19 protein-coding genes are annotated in these 19,609 nt (G+C 49.2%); 7 read left to right on the top strand and 12 right to left on the bottom strand.

The genetic code is table 11. The features are described 5' to 3' along the window. The first annotated feature begins 248 nt into the window (after positions 1 to 248). The gene (locus VHA_RS05800) at positions 249 to 830 is read left to right on the top strand and encodes a YceI family protein (protein WP_040528294.1); all 582 of its coding nucleotides are present in this window, start codon (positions 249 to 251) and stop codon (positions 828 to 830) included. Between the two features lie 158 nt (positions 831 to 988). Here the strand turns inward: VHA_RS05800 and VHA_RS05805 are convergent, their stop codons facing one another. The 4 genes from VHA_RS05805 to nrdD all read right to left on the bottom strand — a co-directional run bounded on the left by VHA_RS05805 (position 989) and on the right by nrdD (position 5,620). Then, complete coding sequence (locus VHA_RS05805; RefSeq protein ID WP_005502693.1) at positions 989 to 2,173, bottom strand: amino acid aminotransferase; 1,185 nt, start codon at positions 2,171 to 2,173, stop codon at positions 989 to 991. Positions 2,174 to 2,307: 134 nt separating this feature from the next. Further along, positions 2,308 to 2,841 carry an ATP-dependent zinc protease family protein gene (locus VHA_RS05810; protein WP_005502694.1) on the bottom strand — a complete coding sequence of 178 codons (534 nt, stop codon included), beginning with the start codon at positions 2,839 to 2,841 and terminating at the stop codon, positions 2,308 to 2,310. Between the two features lie 177 nt (positions 2,842 to 3,018). Further along, positions 3,019 to 3,489, bottom strand: coding sequence for an anaerobic ribonucleoside-triphosphate reductase-activating protein (gene nrdG, locus VHA_RS05815; RefSeq protein WP_005502695.1), 471 nt, complete (start codon positions 3,487 to 3,489; stop codon positions 3,019 to 3,021). A 10-nt stretch (positions 3,490 to 3,499) separates the two neighbouring features. Further along, positions 3,500 to 5,620 (bottom strand): anaerobic ribonucleoside-triphosphate reductase, encoded by a 2,121-nt coding sequence (gene nrdD / locus VHA_RS05820; RefSeq protein ID WP_005502696.1) that lies wholly within the window; start codon positions 5,618 to 5,620, stop codon positions 3,500 to 3,502. 491 nt (positions 5,621 to 6,111) lie between these two features. Between nrdD and VHA_RS05825 the strand changes: the two genes are divergently transcribed. The 3 genes from VHA_RS05825 to VHA_RS05835 all read left to right on the top strand — a co-directional run bounded on the left by VHA_RS05825 (position 6,112) and on the right by VHA_RS05835 (position 8,413). Beyond that, positions 6,112 to 7,071, top strand: coding sequence for an endonuclease/exonuclease/phosphatase family protein (locus VHA_RS05825; RefSeq protein WP_226926504.1), 960 nt, complete (start codon positions 6,112 to 6,114; stop codon positions 7,069 to 7,071). Between the two features lie 138 nt (positions 7,072 to 7,209). Further along, positions 7,210 to 7,515: a hypothetical protein gene (locus tag VHA_RS05830; RefSeq protein WP_005502699.1), complete on the top strand. Its 306-nt coding sequence runs from the start codon at positions 7,210 to 7,212 to the stop codon at positions 7,513 to 7,515. Positions 7,516 to 7,597: 82 nt separating this feature from the next. Beyond that, positions 7,598 to 8,413: a DUF2797 domain-containing protein gene (locus VHA_RS05835; RefSeq protein WP_040528297.1), complete on the top strand. Its 816-nt coding sequence runs from the start codon at positions 7,598 to 7,600 to the stop codon at positions 8,411 to 8,413. 174 nt (positions 8,414 to 8,587) lie between these two features. On the opposite strand, the gene VHA_RS05840 is transcribed toward VHA_RS05835, so the two are convergent. Both VHA_RS05840 and VHA_RS05845 read right to left on the bottom strand, forming a co-directional pair. Then, positions 8,588 to 8,818 (bottom strand): DUF3389 family protein, encoded by a 231-nt coding sequence (locus VHA_RS05840; protein ID WP_005502701.1) that lies wholly within the window; start codon positions 8,816 to 8,818, stop codon positions 8,588 to 8,590. A gap of 2 nt (positions 8,819 to 8,820) precedes the next feature. After that, the gene (locus VHA_RS05845) at positions 8,821 to 9,249 is read right to left on the bottom strand and encodes a hotdog fold thioesterase (RefSeq protein WP_005502702.1); all 429 of its coding nucleotides are present in this window, start codon (positions 9,247 to 9,249) and stop codon (positions 8,821 to 8,823) included. A gap of 190 nt (positions 9,250 to 9,439) precedes the next feature. Here VHA_RS05845 and VHA_RS05850 point away from each other — a divergent pair, with 190 nt between their 5' ends. Next, entirely contained in the window at positions 9,440 to 10,249 is an 810-nt protein-coding gene (locus VHA_RS05850) for a M48 family metallopeptidase (protein ID WP_005502703.1), read from the top strand. Between the two features lie 66 nt (positions 10,250 to 10,315). Here the strand turns inward: VHA_RS05850 and VHA_RS05855 are convergent, their stop codons facing one another. The 6 genes from VHA_RS05855 to VHA_RS05880 form a co-directional block, all read right to left on the bottom strand. Continuing rightward, on the bottom strand, positions 10,316 to 10,744 hold the full coding sequence (locus VHA_RS05855) for a PAS domain-containing protein (protein ID WP_005502704.1): 429 nt from the start codon (positions 10,742 to 10,744) through the stop codon (positions 10,316 to 10,318). Between the two features lie 2 nt (positions 10,745 to 10,746). Then, positions 10,747 to 11,757, bottom strand: coding sequence for a response regulator (locus VHA_RS05860; RefSeq protein WP_005502706.1), 1,011 nt, complete (start codon positions 11,755 to 11,757; stop codon positions 10,747 to 10,749). A gap of 193 nt (positions 11,758 to 11,950) precedes the next feature. Continuing rightward, entirely contained in the window at positions 11,951 to 12,625 is a 675-nt protein-coding gene (locus VHA_RS05865) for a hypothetical protein (RefSeq protein WP_005502707.1), read from the bottom strand. A 132-nt stretch (positions 12,626 to 12,757) separates the two neighbouring features. Continuing rightward, positions 12,758 to 14,587, bottom strand: a complete 1,830-nt coding sequence (locus VHA_RS05870) for a hybrid-cluster NAD(P)-dependent oxidoreductase (RefSeq protein WP_005502708.1) — start codon at positions 14,585 to 14,587, stop codon at positions 12,758 to 12,760. 87 nt (positions 14,588 to 14,674) lie between these two features. Continuing rightward, positions 14,675 to 16,246: a hypothetical protein gene (locus VHA_RS05875; protein WP_005502709.1), complete on the bottom strand. Its 1,572-nt coding sequence runs from the start codon at positions 16,244 to 16,246 to the stop codon at positions 14,675 to 14,677. 219 nt (positions 16,247 to 16,465) lie between these two features. Continuing rightward, positions 16,466 to 17,356 (bottom strand): LysR substrate-binding domain-containing protein, encoded by an 891-nt coding sequence (locus VHA_RS05880; RefSeq protein WP_005502711.1) that lies wholly within the window; start codon positions 17,354 to 17,356, stop codon positions 16,466 to 16,468. Positions 17,357 to 17,555: 199 nt separating this feature from the next. Here VHA_RS05880 and dgcN point away from each other — a divergent pair, with 199 nt between their 5' ends. After that, positions 17,556 to 18,581, top strand: a complete 1,026-nt coding sequence (gene dgcN / locus VHA_RS05885; RefSeq protein WP_005502712.1) for an N-acetyltransferase DgcN — start codon at positions 17,556 to 17,558, stop codon at positions 18,579 to 18,581. Next, positions 18,571 to 19,506 carry an N-acetyl-D-Glu racemase DgcA gene (dgcA, locus tag VHA_RS05890; protein ID WP_005502713.1) on the top strand — a complete coding sequence of 312 codons (936 nt, stop codon included), beginning with the start codon at positions 18,571 to 18,573 and terminating at the stop codon, positions 19,504 to 19,506. Before dgcN ends, dgcA begins: the two co-directional genes overlap by 11 nt. The last annotated feature ends 103 nt before the right edge of the window (positions 19,507 to 19,609 follow it).

Below are 19,609 nucleotides of genomic sequence, written 5' to 3' on the forward strand. Positions count from 1 at the left end.
ACTACCAGATTAAGTTCAATATCACATAGTAACAGAATCCATTTCTTTGCGTCATCACTATTATCATGTCTATTTATTGGGACAAACTCAAATAAACACGTTATCCCTTTTGTTTTAATTATGACCCATGTAAAACATATTTACTCTCAATCAAAATCTCAACACACCATAATCAAAATAAAGCATTGTACATGTGTTAAGTGCTCAGGTACGATATTTAAAAACAGTACAAAACAAGGAAAAGTAAAATGAAGCTTTCTACATCTTCGGTTATTTTAGCATTCACTTTAATACCTTCACTTTCTTTTGCTGCAAATAAATATATCGTAGATTCTGATGCGTCTTCGATCAGTTTCGCTACCATCAAAAAATCGTATATTGTAGAACCAGCAACACTCAGTAGTATTAAAGGAAATGTTGATGAAACGGGGCATTTTAGCATTACTGTCCCATTCTCTTCATTATCCACAGGTATTCCTATCCGCGACGAACGTCTAAACGACCTTTTCTTTGAAACGAAAAATTTCCCAATGTTAAGCGTGGAAGGCACCGTTTCTATGGCCGATTTGGACAAAGCCAATGCACTGTTACAGCAAGCCATTCCAGCCAAAGTAACCTTGTTTGGGAACACCCAAGATGTGACGTTGAATATGAATATTATTAAATCAGAGGATGATATATTCGCATTCACTTATAAACCTGTCATTATTAATGGTGCTACATTCGGCATCCCCGCGGAAAATCTTAAGAAAGTTGCTGAAACCGTTGGAAATATCGCTATTTCTGATACAGTGCCTGTGAATGTCAACTTAGTATTTAGAGAAAAATAAATCGAAATTAAATATTCCAAGCTATTTAAATATACTTAGGAATAAAATACATTTCTGTATAGAATAAAAGAAGCCAGCAACTGCTGGCTTCTTTCTTTATTTCAGGCTATTGACCCAAGCAACCAACCTCTAAATTCAATCATCTTCAGGTCATTTGTCTATCTGGTGACGGCCATTAATGCATCTGCCAAATAGTTAATACGTGACTCAGTCAGGCCTGCCACATTAATGCGGCTGTCACCCACAACGTAGATGCCAAACGTTTCACGTAATTTGCAAACTTGTTCTTGGGTCAGCCCCAACATAGAGAACATGCCTTTGTGTTGTTTGATAAAATCAAAACGGTTGTCGCCAGTGCGTGCTGCCAGTGCCGCACTTAACCCTTCACGCAAGGTCACGATACGACCACGCATGGCATCAAGTTCCTCTTTCCATTGTTTGGTGAGATCGTCACTGGTCAGGATCGTTTCCACAATGGCGGCACCATGATCAGGTGGCATGGTGTAGGTCGCACGGGCTAACTGGAGGATACGACCTTTGGCATTGTCTGCTTCCTGGGTGTTTTTTCCGATCACAATCGCGGCACCTGTACGTTCACGGTACAAACCAAAGTTTTTCGAGCAAGACGTTGCAATTAACATTTCTTCCACCGAGTCTGCCAGCAGGCGAAGGCCATAGGCATCCTCTTCCAACCCATCCCCAAAGCCCTGATAGGCAATATCGACAAACGGAGTGAACCCCTTTTTCTGCGCCAGTTGATTGATAGCCTGCCAATGTTCAGGACGGATATCCGCACCGGTTGGGTTATGGCAGCAACCGTGTAACAAGACCACATCATCCGGGCCTGCACCAGCAAGAGCATCCAGCATGGCGTCAGCATCAACCTGTTTGGTTTCAGTATTGAAGTACGGATAAAACTTGACGGTCAGCCCTGCGGCTTCCATAACAGGCTTATGATTGACATAGCTTGGGTTGCTTATCCATACCGTGGAAATGGGCTTGGCCAGATACATCAGATCTGCCAGCATTCGTAATGCACCGCTTGCCCCCGGCGTTTGAACCGCTGCACTGCGTGAGTATCCATCCGTGCCTTTCAGCAGCAGGTCGACCATCGCGCTGTTGAAGGCCTCACTGCCCGCAAGGCCAACATAGCTTTTAGTGGTTTGGGTGTCAGCCAGTTGGCGTTGCGCGGCTTTTACTGCCTGCATAATCGGCGTTTGGCCCTTGCTGTCTTTGTACACACCGATACCAAGATCCATTTTGTCGGCGCGCGGGTCTTCGCGAAAAGCAATAGAAAGGGACAAGATAGGATCCTGTTGTGCAGGAGAGAGCAAATCTAACATGCGATAACTTCCTTATTAAACGGCGATATCTGTTTTCTAGTTAGGTTACATTACTAAAAGTTCAGCGCCACGCAACTAAAAAAGCGCAACAGAAATGCTGTTGCGCTTTTTGCTGTAAAGCCGTCAAGTGAGGTTTACTTTCTGAGTTTTTCTGGCTTTGACTGCACATATTTTCGGCTGACATCGACTACTGCGACTCCATCCAGATACGTGCGACCGAGAAGCACCGGGAAATCCAGGTGAAGCCTGTCGCGCAGAGTAAACTCGGTTTTCTGGGTATAGTCGCCAATAGTGATAGGCATCTCAACCACATAACGGCGATCGTACCCTTGTACACTGGATTGGATGATACGCACGGTCCGGACAACAGGAAGCCTGATTATGTCACTCTTTTTATTGTCATGCGCCAAACGGAAACGCACCCAATCTTCGCCATCTCGTTCAAACTTCTTGATGTCGATGGCACTGATTGAAGACGTTGTTGCGCCAGTATCGACACGAGCCTTGGCAACCACATCAATGATGTCTACCCTCACCCACTCTTTTTCACCCATGACCAATTTGCCATCAGAGAGGCGATCATAGTCTTGGTCGACCTCGTTGGAGGCGGCTAAGGAGAATGGACTGAGAACAATACATAAGAAGAAGGCTGCAATACGCTGTTTCATTGCGGTGTCCTTGTAGTTAAAGCAAATTCAAAGGCGTTGACAATGTAGGTTTACAATCGTTCTTAACTACCCTGCTTAGGTTTGTCGAATGTTAACTCACCCAAGGATGATAATGATAGAACAACGCCGCAATTAAGCGGCGTTGGTGAAGCATATTAAATGATCGGAAGGCGTTTGTTAATGTGACGTCAAACGGTGGATAACCTGATTGGTGCTTCCTCGCCAGGGAAGCGAGGGATCGGCCAATGCCTGCTCAAACTTTCCATCTACCAGCACATCGATGTATGACACCACTTCCTGTTGTGCCTCGCTCAGGTTCGCCAGCGTATAACCCGTCCACATCCAGATATCTTTGCCTTGGCATTCTGCTTTTACACGCTGGACCAGTTTCAACACACTGGGCAAGTTCGCAGGAAATAAAGGATCGCCGCCACTGAGCGACAATCCACGCCGTTTGATACGGGTGTCTTTCAGATCGGCAATAATGCGATCTTCCATCTGCTGATCAAACGGCTCACCAGATGAAGGCGACCAAGTGCTTTGGTTATAACACCCCCGGCACTGGTGCTCACACCCTGAGACAAACAGGGTGCAGCGTGTCCCTTCACCATTAACCACATCGACAGGATAATATTGGTGGTAGTTCATTTTTATTCACTTACATATGCTTAACGCGGCGTTTCACCTCTTCTTGCTTCCCGTCGTTGAACGGGCGCGCGTCTGGGCTGCCCAGATATCCGCATACGCGACGGGTAACAGAGACTTTGGTCGAGTCGTGGTTGCCACAGCGTGGACACACAAAGCCTTTACTTGAGCAGTCAAATTCGCCGGTGAAACCGCATTCATAGCATTCGTCAATCGGCGTGTTAGTCCCGTAGTAAGGCACACGCTCGTAGCTGTAATCCCACACGTTTTCGAGCGCTTCAATGTTGTGTTGGATATTCGGGTATTCGCCGTAACAGATAAATCCGCCGTTTGCGATCGCAGGATACGCCATCTCAAAATCAATCTTGTCGTACGGATTCACTTTCTTTTCTACATCAAGGTGGAAACTGTTGGTGTAGTACCCTTTATCAGTTACCCCATCAATCACACCAAACTCTTTTGCATCAATTTTGCAAAAACGGCTACACAGGTTTTCACTTGGCGTGCTGTACAGGCTGAAGCCGTAGCCAGTTTCTTCTTTCCAGCTGTCTGTTGCGGCTTTCAGGTGTTTAACGATATTCAACGCTTTCTCGCGAAGAACTTCTGAGTCGTAAACATGTTCTTCGGTGCCATAAAGCGCATTGATGGTTTCATGAATACCGATGTAACCAAGGGAAATCGACGCGCGGCCGTTTTTAAAGATTTCGCTAATATCATCGTCCGGGTTCAGGCGAACGCCGCATGCCCCTTCCATATACAGGATTGGTGCAACACGCGCTTTCACACCCTGCAGACGGGCAATGCGGGTATCCAGGCCCTCACGTGCTACAGCCAGCACGTCGTCCAGCAGTTTGTAGAAGGTTTTTTCACACCCATTGGCACGAATGGCAATGCGCGGCAGGTTGATTGACACCACACCAAGGTTGTTGCGGCCTTCATGGATAAGCTTACCGTTTTCTTCGTATGCAGACAGGAAGCTACGGCAGCCCATTGGCGTTTTGAACGAGCCTGTCACTTCAACCACACGATCAAAGTTCAGGATGTCCGGATACATGCGCTTGGACGCACATTCCAGCGCAAGCTGTTTGATGTCGTAGTTTGGCTCACCTTCTTTCAGGTTCAGGCCCGATTTCAGGCTAAACACCAGTTTCGGGAAGACGGCGGTTTTGCGGTTTTTGCCAAGGCCAGCAATACGGTTGCGTAAAATGGATTCTTGAATAAGGCGCGCAGACCAGGATTCACCCAGACCAAAACCGAACGTCACAAATGGGGTTTGTCCGTTTGCGGTGTGCAGGGTGTTGACTTCATATTCCAGCGACTGGAATGCGTCATAACACTCTTTTTCCGTGCGAGCACGGGCATAGGCTTCGGCATTGGGAATATCCCATTCGCGTGCGACCATCAGGTGCTTTTCGTAGCTGATTTCGACATACGGCGCCAGAACTTCATCAATACGGTTGATGGTGGTGCCACCGTAAATATGGCTCGCTACCTGCGCGATGATTTGTGCAGTAACGGCGGTGGCAGTCTGGATTGATTTCGGGGTATCGATTTCCGCATTCCCCATCTTGAAACCGTGGGTCAGCATATTTTCAAGATCAACCAACATGCAGTTGAACATCGGGAAAAACGGTGCGTAATCCAGATCGTGATAGTGAATGTCACCCTGCTCATGGGCACGCACGACATTTTTCGGCAGCATATACTGCTTGGCGTAATGTTTCGCGACGATACCGGCCAGCAAATCACGCTGGGTTGGGATCACCTTACTGTCTTTGTTTGCGTTCTCATTGAGGATGTCTGAATTGGTTTGTTCAACCAAACCCCGGATCTCGTTGCTCAAACGGCTTTTTTTCTCGCGAATACTGTCACGGTCGTGGCGATATTCAATGTATGCACGCGCCACAGCTTTGTAAGGGCCGGCCATCAGATGGTTTTCTACGGCATCCTGAATCTGGTGGATATCCACCTCTTCATCGCGCATGAATTGCGCCAGGACGCCATCTGCAACGGCTGCTGCGTAAGCTTCATCCATGTCTTCTACTGCAAACGCCGCACTCATAACTGCATCTTTAATACGTTGGCGCTCGAAAGGTACGCGGCCTCCATCACGTTTGATGACAACAGGTTTCACAAGTAGCTCCTCAAAAAACGGCCCTATTCAGTGCAAGGGAGAGAAAGACGAAACAACCACAGTTTCATGGTCTGGGTAAGTATGGAAACGTAGCCAGCGATACCCCGAAAAAACGCACCATTTCACGTTAGTTGACCGATATCAAATAGGGATCGCGCAAGATCCTCACGGCCTGCATACAAATGTGAATGGCGTCAAGAAATACCAAATATGGGTGAATTTAAAGCTGAAACTACAATATGTGGTGCATTAGACCGCTGAGATGCTTTTGATACTTTGATTTAGATCATGGCTAGGGGGCATGCGATTTTTATCTATTCGATTAGTGTGGACGACCTTCAATAAATGAAAAAATAGCGCTCCAAATTGCTACTGATAACGCAAAATCTTCACCTTGCAAAAACAGCGAGAAACCATATGCACTACTATGCTTTCGATAGTCCTGAGTTTTCTTGCTTCCAACATAAGAACAATCGCTTATCTGTCATTTCATGAATTCAGCATACGTGCTACGTCGCCAAACCATGTTCAACCGATCGTCCAGGATCTGGTTAGGTATTGTTGTCTTTGTGCTCTTTCTTTTTCACGCAATAGCCGCACACGCTTCGCTTTCCATTGCGACGTGGAATATGGAATGGCTGAGTGACAAAAATGACATGATACAAGGCAAACGAACGACGGATGACTACTTGATGATGCAGACGGTTTCATCGATCATTGACGCAGATCTGGTGGCATTTCAGGAAGTTGACAGTGAAGCATCACTGTCCAAGGTACTCAATCCCACGGCGTACGATTTTTACTTTTCGGATCGCACTAAACATTTCAACCACAGCCGCCGCAGTCACCAGTTTACGGGCTGGGCAGTAAAGAAAGGGATCAAGGTGGTTGACCACGAGGACTACCAACCGCTGGGCTTACCGACATTTCTCTCCCGAGGTAATTTGAGATATGGCGCGTATATCGAGGTGAAAAGGGAAAACCAACCGCCCTTGCACTTGCTGTCAATCCACCTGAAATCCGGCTGCTTCGAGACCCCAATCCGCCGGAATAACAGCTGTAAAAAACTGGATCACCAGATTGAAGCACTTTCTGTCTGGATAAACGCCCGACTCAAACTCGGTCAGGACTTCATTATTGCCGGTGATTTCAACCACTACCTTAATGATAAAAACGAGTGGGTCTGGAAGCAATTACTCCTAGACGTGGGTGAAGACAACCTGGTAAAGCTGACCAAAGGCACACCGGCTAAATGTAAAGCCCGAAAATACAATTACCGCACTAAGCGCTGGGAGCACGTGGTATACCAAAAACTGATCGATCACATCATCGCGAGCAAAGGTGCGGTGTCAGCGTTGAATCCGCCACAAGCCAGACAATATCAGTATTCCTACCACGCTGTTGCCACTTACCGACTATCAGATCACTGCCCGATAGTGGTTGATTTATGATTTAATGAATCCATATCACGTTCTGTAAAACAAAACGCCCCTTTTAACACCGCGATCATTTTGTGCTGACTTTCTACTGACACAATAGGTACAAGCCCTGTCTATAATGGCGGTAAACGACAAAGACGGAATACCATCATGATGGAATACTTCAAAGCCCCTTTGCTTGCAGCTTCCCTTCTTTTCGCCCTGCCTACCTATGCTGCGCCAGAGCTTGTCCCCGCAACTATGTTGGCATATGGCCATTATGAAAAAGTTGAAGAAGTCACCATTTCGGGTGATATCAATGAAAACATCGTCAATTTGGCAGAAAACAGGCTGACTGATAATGAGGCCGATCTGTATGTTATTGACGAAATCAGTGAAGACATTGAGCGCAATATGCTGGTATTGAATGTGTCACTGTACAACGATCTCAATCAGGGTATCGTGACAATCAAATAAGTATTACTGCCAGCAAACACGGTTTTAGTGACTGTCCTTTCGTTGTAGAATCCCGGCACGTGAAGGACAACAATAAAACATAATGACTACTGGCACTTTGAGCAAAATGAAAAGCACGCTGGATAATGGCGTGAAATACTTTCTTCCCGTTGGTGACGCTGAGATCGACCTCAATGCACTGATTGGAAAACGCCTTACCTTGACCTATACCGGCAACATATACTGCGATGCCTGCGGTACCAAAACCAACAAGAGCTTCAGCCAGGGACACTGTTTCCCCTGTACGAAACGCCTTGCACGTTGCGATATGTGTATCCTGAAGCCGGAGACCTGCCATTTTACCGAAGGGACGTGCCGTGAGCCTGAATGGGCTGAGCAGTTTTGTATGACTGACCACGTGGTATATCTTTCCAACACCTCTGGCCTGAAAGTCGGTATTACCCGCGCCAATCAGATCCCAACCCGTTGGGTCGATCAGGGCGCGACTCAGGCTCTGCCAATCCTGAAAGTTAAAAGTCGCCACTTATCTGGCTTGGTTGAAACTGCGATTGCGGAGTTTCTGGCAGACAAGACCAACTGGCGCGCAATGCTGAAAGGTGACAACGTTGAACTGGATTTGCATGAGAAAGCTCGTCGCCTGTTGCCACAAATTGATGCCCGGATTTACAGCCTGCGCCTCCAATACGGCTATGATGCTGTTGAACCAATAAAACATGACATTGTTGATATCAGTTATCCAGTTGAGGCATTCCCAACCAAAATCACGTCCCTGAATTTTGACAAAAACCCTGTGGTATCAGGGGTTTTGCAAGGCATTAAAGGCCAGTACCTGATATTTGATACTGGCGTGATTAATATCCGCAAATTCACCAGCTACGAAGTGACTGCAGAATACTAGGTTCTGTTGACCTTAGATAAAAAGCCCCCGCCATTGCAGCGGGGGCTTTCCTTTTGTTCTGGCTATTTTAACGACACGTTAAACCGATTGCCGCCCCATCGGCTTTCCCTGCCTACGCATTGCCGGCAAGCACCATCAATAACAGCGTAATAAGTCCCTTCATCTTAAGTCCTTCTATCGTTTGATAGCGATTCCCGTTGCATCAGAAACCGCTTTAAGGTTTTCTTCTGACCCCAACCCCAGGCTCCAGTTTACTGTCCCGCCGTTGGCCACCAGCATACACGGTGCGCCAAGCAGAGTAATGTCGTCAGTTTGCGCCTGAAGTGTCATACGGTTTTCCAGAAGCTTCACCATCACCTCATGTGCGGTGGCAATCACTTTACCGCCGGGAATACTGATCACCATGGTTATTTTCCTTTGTGCTGGAGTACAGCCATGGTCAGGCGACTGGTACACACCAACCGGCCACGCTCATCGGTGATCTCAATCTGCCATACCTGAGTTGTTGCCCCCAGATGAACCGCTTTCGCCGTGCCGATAACAAAACCCGAGCGCATTGCACGAATATGGTTGGCATTAATATCCAGACCGACACAATATTTATTTTCTTCCACGGCCATATTGGCTGCCAGCGACCCCAGGGTTTCAGCAAGGACGACAGACGCGCCGCCATGGAGCATCCCAAGGGGTTGATGGGTGCGCGCCTCCACCGGCATGGTACCTGTCAGGCTGTTATCATCAAATGCGGTATATTCAATCCCCACATGTTCAACCAGGGTGTTTTTGGAGGTGGCGTTAAGACGCTCCAGCGAGATCGGTTTTTTCCAGATAGACACAATGGATCCTTACGGCGTTTTGCTGATTTTTAACTATTATCTTTGTTGTCACTTTCTTTCGCCACCGCCATTTATCTCAACGGGACAATACTGCGAATAACGAAGGTCTCGAAAGTCTTATGGTTTAATTTGCGTCTGTAAATACTTTAAGATATCACCCCAAACGATAAAGGGCTTAAAAGGATACTAAATGAAGCTCAACAGGATAATAACCATTCTTGCTGCCGCACTGCTGAGTGCCTTGGTGGCGGGTTGCACCACATCCCCAACCGGACGCAGCCAATTTATTTTGGTGTCAGGTTCGGAAATGGCAACGCTGGGCGCTCAGTCTTTCTCTGAACTGAAAAAGAACGAGAAAATCAGCACAGACAAAAAGACCATCCAATATGTACAGTGCGTGACCGATGCCATTTTGGCGGTAACACCACCGCAGCCTGACTTTGATAAGTGGGAAGTGGCAGTGTTCGACAGTGATCAGGTGAATGCCTTTGCCTTGCCGGGCGGAAAAATCGGCGTCTATACCGGCCTGTTGAAAGTCGCCCGGACGCAAGACCAGCTCGCCTCCGTGATTGGCCATGAAATCGGCCATGTAATGGCGAACCATGGCAGTGAACGCGTTTCCAGCTCACTGGCCGCAAACAGTGCCCTGCAAATCACCAGTGTGGCGCTCGGTGCGGCAGGTTCGCAGAATGCTGACTTGATCATGGCGGGTTTAGGGTTAGGTGTGAACGTGGGTGTGTTACTGCCCTTTAGCCGGACCCATGAATCAGAATCAGATTTGATCGGTGTGCAGTTGATGAATAAAGCGGGCTTTGATCCAAACCAGAGTGTGGCACTCTGGCGCAATATGGCAAAAGCCTCCAAAGGTGCGCCGCCAGAAATTTTGTCCACACACCCTTCCCACGACACGCGGATTTCTGATCTGAAAACGGCAATTAAACAATTGCCACCCCCAACGCGAAAGGCGCCCAATTGCGGCAGCCCCAACCTGTTTGGGTAACCAGCCAAATAAGAACGTAGCCGGCAATAACGCTGGCTTCGTCTTTAAGATGTCTGGAAATAACAGTTATTGGGAGGCCAGCGCTTCACCGGTAACGTCAGCCACTGAGATAAATATATGTTGCGCTTCACCACGCAGATTGACGATGGGGTTAAGCGTGACGTTCTGGTACATATAACTGGCCTGCCCAGTGATAGGACGTACATTCCGGCAATGAAACAGGTAAGGACGCTGTTTCCACACCACAAAACTGCGGCATTTTAATTCAAAGACCGGGCGGCATTTTGCCCGAAACCAGGCTTCGGGTATCTCCGGAAACACAGTGAACAAAGATTGACCTTTGACTTTATTAGGGTGTCTGCCCGTGTGATGAACCATAAAGCCATTCCACATATGGATAGTGAAATCACGGTCGACGACAATCAAGCCCATGTCGATATTCTGAACCATATCGACCATCCAGTTGAATTGTTCAAATTCTGGTGAGTCAATCATGGCTACTCCTCATCGTCCATCAGGTAGGCCAGTTTCGCGTCAAGCAGTGGCAAGGATTCATCCACCAGTAGTAACAACAAATCGCATTTGATGTTGGTGCCATCAATGGCGTAGCTCACTTCAATGGTGACCGTTCGCTTCCAGGTGCCATGCATCTTCTCAACCAGCTTATCAACGGATTGGTGTTGACCGATGATCACCGGATAGCTCTGGGCAAACACCAGCCCTGCCTGCTCACCAATCCCTGATAAGAATGCAGAGATCAAAACATTGCTGACATCCACCAGCACTTCAAGGTCATTATCAACACTGCCATCATCTGGGTAATCCAGAATGCCAAGCAAATCATTCATCGAAGAGTCTGATATCAACATGAGTGCTTCGCCCGCGATTCCCTCGCCGCTGAAACCCTGGCAGATACCGTTTATGTTGTCATTATTCGCCAGATGCTTGATGGTCATGGTGAGCTCACTGACCTCAAGCACGTTCACCTGGGGCAAGGGCATATGGACGAAAACATCGAAGTAACGGGCCAGTGAATCTGCGGCACGTCCCATCGCCAGGTTCACCACTTCCAGATACATTTCACGCCGGCCAATTTTCATGTCCAACGCAGGTTGCGTAGGTTTATCCGCGGATAAAGACGGTGCACTGCCTGTAAACGAAACCAGAAGCTGTGCCAGATTTTCCTGACTGACAGGCTTTCTTACAAAGGCTTTGGCTCCCAGGGAAAGTACCCTTTCCTGAGCTTTGGGCTGAATATCGCCGGAAACAACAAACACAGGCACATTGATATTGTTGGTGCGCATCATTTCCAGTGTTTCAAATCCATCCATCTCTGGCATGGTGAGATCTAAAAACATGACATCGAAACGGGAAGCCTGAAGCTGTTCAATCGCAATTTTGCCATTTTCCGCAAACGTCACATCGGCATGGATAGTGCTTGGCAGAGATCTGGCCAGTTGCTTTCTGGCCAGTGCAGAATCGTCGGTGATTAATACTCGGGTCGTCAAAATTTCTATCCCTAATTCCGGCGGCAGTTACTCATGGTTGGCGTAAGCAAGGCAAAGAAATATAACGCAATTTGCAAAGTAACGAGCCTTACTTCCATAAGCATAGTTGCTAAACATGCCTAATGGTTTTAAAGATAAAAAATTAAATCGGGTAGGAATCTCCGCGAAATGAATGTGTCCCCCTGCTACACGGTCAAGGCTGTTCTGGAAGTGGCATATTGCCAAAGGCAGAAAGCGCCCGCTTCACTTTATCCAGTTCCGCACTCAAACCATCAAACTGTTCGATCATCGCATCATTTTGGGATTTCAGTTCATCGAAGTTGTCGCAATCGGTCTGGGAGACCTTATTCCATGAGTCGCCTTTTTTGAATTCGGCACAGGCTTGCTGACTGAGTTCCAGTTTGTGTGCACCTTTGAGGATTTTTTCATTGAGCTCATTGATCGCTTCGGTCAGGCGATGACGCTCCGCATATAGCTGGTCGGCGTCCTTTATACGATTTTTCAGCTGCATAATCGCAACTGATTGTTTTTCTGTCTGCTTTTTCCATTGCTCAGCCTGCTCAGTATATTTTCGGGCTTTATCATCAAGCTCGGCTTTCAGACTGACAATTTCTGCCGCTTTGGTATCAAGTTGTTCAGTTAACAGAGCAGCCTTCTCCCCTGCCTGCCGGTTTGACGCCTCAAGCTGGGTGATGTGTTGTTGCGCCTCATTCAGCTCTGACTGGCTTTGCGCCAGTTCTGCCTGGGTATCCCCAAGCTCAGATTGGGTATTACCCTCAGCAGAAGACCAATGGTTGGATGTTACCAGGCCACCTAAAACCAGCCCAGCAACAAACAGTAATGCCCCTTTTTTATTTGCATCTGTCATTGAGTATTCCTCGCACCGGTTATACTGGCAAGCACCATTGCTTGTCCCCCAAAAACTGCCTTCATGATAGACCATGATGGCAGTTGTTCGTGTTAGCGTAAGGAAAAAAGTCGTTGAATTTCGGTTGTTTGTTCAAGGTTTAGTCAAGATAACATCACTTTTGGGTACACAGCAGCAGGCCAGTACCAATCCCTCTTCTTTTTCCCCCGGGAAAAGGGCGGGCATATCGGGCTGCTCTACCTCCCCGTCAACCAACCTGAGTTTGCAACAACCACACACACCAGCGCGACAACTGTAATCCACATACACCCCCGCCTCTTCTGCCTGAATCAGAATCGGGCGCTGGTTTTCACCACGGATAAATTCCCCTTCAATCGTAATGTTCACGTCCATCGCTGGCGCATCGTTACCCACAGTGGGTGGCGTGAAGAACTCCTGATGACGTTGAACTTCCGGCACACCCAATGTTTCCAATAGGTTCATTGCCGACGCCATAAAGCCTTCAGGGCCACAGACAAAGACTTCACGCTGGACAAGTTTTGGGATCAGGGCCAGGTGCTCCTGGCACAAACGGCCAGACATTCCCTGCCATTTGTCAGAAGGTTGGCTGAGCAGCATCATGACGTTAAGACCCGGATTCGCTGCTTGCAATGCTTGAAGTTCATCAGCAAACGGTATGTCTTCTTCCGAACGGCATTGGTGGAAAAACACCACATCGTGAATGTCACTGTTGTCTGCCAGCGCGCGTAACATGGCGATCATCGGCGTCACGCCACTGCCCCCGGAAAGGAGCAATAATTTTTGACGCCTCGCGGGATCTTCATCCAGATGGAACTGCCCATCAGGTTGCTGGGCTTTAATACTGGCCCCCACTGCCATGGTGTTGTGTAGCCAGTTTGAGACCAAACCATCCTCGATACGTTTCACCGAAATAGCCAGTTTGTCTGGGCGGGTTGGAGAGGAAGACAAGGTGTACCGGCGATGGATGCGCTCACCATTGATTTCCAGTTCAACAGGAAGATGCTGACCGGCTTTGTATTGTGGTAATGCGCCATGCTGCGGGGTAAACCAGAAGGTTTTGAAATCCCTGGCGATCTCTTCCACTTCACTACAAGTCAATTGCATCTTTGGCGTGGTGTTGTCTTCATAAACCTCCGGTTCCCGAAACTCCAGCACCTGGATCTCATCGTCGGTTGAAATAACACCTTCATTCAACGCAATCAGGTTCATGCCGAAATTGACGTTGCCGTCTTTGTCGGTGCGAAACTGGCTCAATGTGGTAATTGGCTCACCATTGGCGCGAAAGCGGCCGGTGTCCAAATCCAGCGTGGTAAACACACAACGGCTACAAGGCCGTGCCACCTTGAAGGTGACTCCACCAATGCGGATTTTACCCCAGGTGTCTTCTTCAAAGGCTTCACAGCCTGATACCACAATGTTGCTGCGAAACTGATCCATCACGTGCTTGTCTGGCGAGCGCGCGTTCAGCGCCTCCAGCGAGGCTTCTGAAATCACCAGCAGCGGAAAGCCATCCGCAAAGCTCACCTCCGTCTGGGCAGTTTGCGAATAGCGCGGTGACGCCTCTTCCCCGGTAAACAGCAACTGTTTGTTGCCACCCAGCAAATGGCTGAACCAGGCATTCGCGGTGGAGGTGGTCGCGTAACCCAGAAATTCATCTTTCCACACGCCAGTTTGGGTCTCACTCATTGAAAACTGGGCATATTTCAGCACCAAGGGAGACATGGTGGGATGGGTCAACGTAATACCGTTAGACTGGATAGACACTGTCACTTCGGTCAGTTTGGGTTCGGTGCGGCCGGTGACCATTTTGCCAGTGCTGTCGGTGACCATAAAGCGCCTGTCAAAGCTGAGGCCGATTTTCTCTACCCACGCATTGGACAGTGAAATGCCCTTTGCCGACTTCACCGGAAAAATATTTATCTGACTGACTGTTGCGCTCACACTGACTCCTTTCTTGTTATTAAATACCGGTTTCGTATTGTACAGAGTCCTTCTGTTAAATCAGTAACAAACACCACCCGCCTGACACTATTCCTGTTTCGACGCGATGATCCGGTTGAGCCGGTCTGGCTCACTGACCAAGGTAGGAAATTTAAGATACAGATGGTGCAAGCAGGTCAGGCATAACGCAATACAGTTGTTGGTTTTATCCCGGATTTCATCCGCATCCCACCAGGCTTCACCGGACAGGATCAGGTTCCAGTCCGCCACCAAGCTTTCAGCCAGCGCTACCGCATCTTCCACATCGCCTTTCACCAACACATTCACGGCGTTGGCAACGTTTTCGGCATCGGCACCTGCCCCGAAAATGTTCCTCAATGCCAGAATGGCATCCAGCAAGCCATCGAGACGATCAGGCTGGCGTGCCGCACTGAACAGGCGACCAAAGGCTAGCCGGATACCGGTTGAATCGGTGTCTTCCAGCAGTACGCTCCAGTTTTCTAAATCATCCAACACAGCGTTAGTAACAAAGACGGGCTCTTCTGCCTCTTTCACGGTATCAACCGTCTGTTTAGCGCCTTCTAGTGAGAAAGGATCGATATGCCATGCCCATTCCGGTGCAACAAACGGTGGGGTCTGGTCCAGAAAACACATCGCCATACAAAGTGTGATGTTTAATTCGGTGGCAACTTTGTCGTTTTCTGCATCCATCACATCGTCGGGCCACTCGTCGTCTTCGAGCAAATCGCCGACATTAATGGCATAGGCAAAACCGGACTCCAACATAAATCCGCTGTCTTTGCGTTTTGCCATCTGGCTTGGCTGTTGCAACACATATTCTGCAATCGCCGGCGTGTAGCGACGCAGGGTTCCCCATCGGGTATCCAGCGCATCAAAGTCTATCAACGCTGCGTTTCTGAAGCCGACAAATAGCGGTATCTGTGCCACTTCACCGTCTGCCACACTGCGTGCAATTTCCAGCATTTCCAACACGGTTTCAACGAAGATATCGGCCGAGATTGGCCCGCGCACCCGCATCAGGTCATAGCTGTTAATCAACAACGCTGCGGGCAATGAAGAAAGGGTAATAACACCTCGCCCTCCCTTGGAATCTGCATAGTGGCCAAAGGTTTCGCTGGGCTCATTGCCGATGGTCTCAAACACCCTTTCAAACGAGTGATCTTCAATAAAATGGCGGAATAAAGCCTTATGCCCCGGCAGATGCATGATTGCCGCACTTAAATGGCCTGATGCGCGGTAAAACAGGTGCGGGCGGGCACCGGCTTTCACCAAAAACAGGGGATAGAGTTCTGCGGCCACCGTTGACAGGCTTCTGGCAAGGGGATCACTGGTATTCACAGCGGGCGTTATACCGCCATTCTGACGTCGCCAGACGGAGAAGATATGCTGCCCGTTTTGAAGGACATGCGGCAGGCGATGGAAAAACGATTGTTCAATGTCCCCTTGCGCCACCGCGACGGAACGCATCTGGCGGCAAAGCTGGATATAGGAAGAAAGCGTCTCTTTTTGTTTGGCATCCAGCCATCCCTGGTGTTGCAGCACCAGCCGGGCATCAGACTCGGAAATGTTCAGGATATAACTGACAATACGGTGCCCCATGGCTTTGACGAAGTTCGGGATTGGTTCTTTTAACGGCATGTCACCCCCAGCGTCAATCCTCTTCCGCGACACCCTATTTTGCGGAAGAGTCGTTACCCAAACAGCATTTACGAAAGGCCAGTGAAACTCTCTTTCCGTCAAGGCAGGCTGTTTGGTGTTGTTATTGGTATGGTTATCGGCAGCGCGTTAGGAAAATATAGCAGGAAGCTGGCACTATCCTGCCACACCAATCCCCCGTGATACGAATTTATCGCGTTATTATAAAGGCTTATCCGACACAATTTTTTTCAACACCGACCACACTTTTTCCCCGGGTGCGTGCAAACGTGACTGATACCGATAAGCGTAATAAGTCACTTTACGAACATGCTGCTGCTCGCCAATCACGGCTAGACGACCATCCTCCAGTTCCTGGCGAATAGAGAAATCCGGCAGCCACGCCACGCCCTGCCCATTGATGGCCTGCAACTTTAGCATCTCTACCATCGAGGACAGAAACACGGTTCTGAGGTTAAGCGCGGAACGCAGGGAATCTGTTTGCCTGCCCATGTATGAGGCAGGGCTGTAAGCGAGCCAAGGGACAGGCATATCGGATGATAGCGCAAACAGCGGCGCCCCCTTTTCATCTGTGGCGCAAACAGGCAACAAATCCGCATTCCCCACTTCAATGTAATCAAACGGTGGAAGCTTTAGGTGCTCATTGTCAAACGCGAGCAGCAAATCGCACTCCCCTTGCTGCAAGGCATCAACAGCCTCATCAACGTTCATGGCCTCCACACTCAGCATGGGTAACGTGTCCGGCGTAAAAGCACGCTGGATGGACAACGTCATGTCCAGCGCCAGAGAGTGCGCGGAAGCAATACGGACAACACTGCCATCGGAATAGTTCAGCGCACAAATCTGGCTGATCCCTTCTTCTATTTGATGCAACAGGGTTCGGGCGGTCACGCGGAAAATACGGCCACTGGCGGTCAGGGCAACGGGAGTTTGGGAGCGGTCGATGAGCTCTGCGCCGACGGATTGTTCCAGCAAACGGATGCGGCGTGAGAATGCCGGCTGAGTGATATTGCGAAGGGCCGCCGCAGACGAGAAATTCCGTGTCTCAGCCAGTGCCAGAAAATCATCCAGCCATTTACTCTCAATATTCACATCCTGTCCTTAAGCCCATCTCTTTTCTATCGGCATTTTAATGTCAGATAAAAATCAAAAACCAATCAATCTCACAATAATCAGTAAGTTTGATAACAAAATGGCATGACCAAATCATAAATGGCATTTTTCCAGCCCTTCCTTTCAGCCCTATAGTGAATACATCAACAAAAGGACACTTACCGGAGACCGGAGAACCATGAACATCCCATCCCCTTACCTGCTGATGCTCGGTGAAAGCCATGATCCCCTTGCGATTAAAACGGCGCGCGGTATTCACTACTGGCGTCCGGAAAAATGCCTCGGCCAGCTTCGCCTGAATGACGGCGTGCCCTCCCTGGGTCTTCCGGAAATGGATGCCAGGGAAGCAGTAGCGAAAGGCGCCAAAACTTTTGTATTGGGAACCGCCAATGCCGGGGGTGTTCTGGCAGAACATTGGATCCCGATGATTGTGGACGCCATTCAGTTGGGTATGCATGTCGCATCAGGCCTGCACCAACGTCTGGCAGACATCCCGGCTATTGCGGATGCTGCCAACGCCGCTGGCGTCCAGCTGTTCGACCTTCGCCACTATGCCGACAAGCTTGACGTCGGGAACGGTAAAAAACGTGCAGGGCAACGCCTGTTAACCATCGGTACAGATTGCTCCGTCGGCAAAATGTTCACTACTCTCGCCCTGGAAAAAGCGATGAAAGAACGCGGCATGAAAGCAACATTTTGTGCCACCGGGCAAACCGGCATTCTGGTGGAAGGCAAAGGCATTGCCGTGGACGCGGTGATTTCAGACTTTATTGCCGGTGCCGTGGAAGCACTCTCACCAGCCTGCAATGACGACGAATGGCAATTGATTGAAGGTCAGGGCTCGCTGCTGAATCCTGCATTTTCCGGCGTCACCATGGGGCTGTTGCACGGTGCCCAACCGGACGCGCTGGTGCTTTGCCATGAAGCGAACCGTCCCCATACCCGCCATATGCCACATATGCCGATGCCAAAAGTGGAAGACATCATCGAGCTCAGTTTGCGGCTGGCAAAACTGACCAACCCCAATCCACGTTTTGTCGGTATGGCAATCAATACCTCGTCACTCAGTGAAGAAGATGCCAAGGCCTACCTAAAAGCAATGGAAGAAAAACATGGCCTGCCGGCAACGGACCCGGTTCGTTTCGGCGTGGAAAATATCGTCGATAATCTCATCAATACATTCGGGGATTCACATGCAGATTAACACCGACGTTGTCAGTTACACACTCAAGCGCCCTTTCACCATATCTCGTGGCAGCCGCACCAAGGCGGAGGTGATTCAGGTCACCATAGAAAAAGCGGGTAAAACCGGGAAAGGTGAATGCTCGCCAACCGCCCGCTATGGCGAAAGCTTTGACAGTGTGCTGGCGCAAATCCGCTCCGTTCAGGGAAAAGTGTTTGATCGCGACCAATTGCAATCCTTGCTGCCAGCAGGCGCCGCCAGGAATGCGCTGGATTGCGCGCTCTGGGATTTGGAATCAGAGGCATTCCCGCACAACTTCGCCCTCCCGGAGAGGATAGAAACCGCGATGACTGTTTCCATCGCATCACCTAAGCAGATGGCCGAAGAAACAAAAGCCTATGTTGAGCAGGGGGCGACACTCATCAAGGTCAAGCTAAATAGCGAAGACGTGTTTGCACGCCTGTCTGCAGTGCGGCACGCCGCGCCGGACGCAACCCTGATTGTGGATGCCAATGAAGCCTGGGGAGCACTGGATATTGAGGCAACACTTGCCCACATCGCGCCGCTCAATATTGCCATGGTTGAGCAGCCCCTCCCGACCACCGACGATGAAGCCTTGAGGGGAATAACAAGCCCCATTCCTTTGTGCGCCGACGAAAGCTGTCACACCGCCGATGATATCCACAACCTGATTGGCAAATACCAGATGGTGAACATCAAACTGGACAAAACCGGCGGATTAACGGCAGCGTTTACACTGGCGCAGGCTGCAAAAGCAACCGGGATGAAAATCATGGTGGGTTGTATGCTGGGAAGTTCAATCGCCATGCGTTCAGCGCTGCCGGTTGCCGCAACAGCCACTTTAGTGGATTTAGATGGCGCATTCCTTATCAGCGATGATGTGGAAGGCGGTTTGCTGTACCGGCGCGGCCAGATTGTGCTTTAGTTTACTGCCACACTTAGGGTGAGGTGCTTTCATTGTATTTCACCTTTTTTGTGGTTTTGAAACGCTTCGCGCAATTTAAAGGCAAAACTGCAACAAAGTGTTA

Origin of the sequence: Grimontia hollisae CIP 101886 (assembly GCF_000176515.1) — a bacterium.
GTDB classification, from domain to species: Bacteria; Pseudomonadota; Gammaproteobacteria; order Enterobacterales; family Vibrionaceae; genus Enterovibrio; species Enterovibrio hollisae.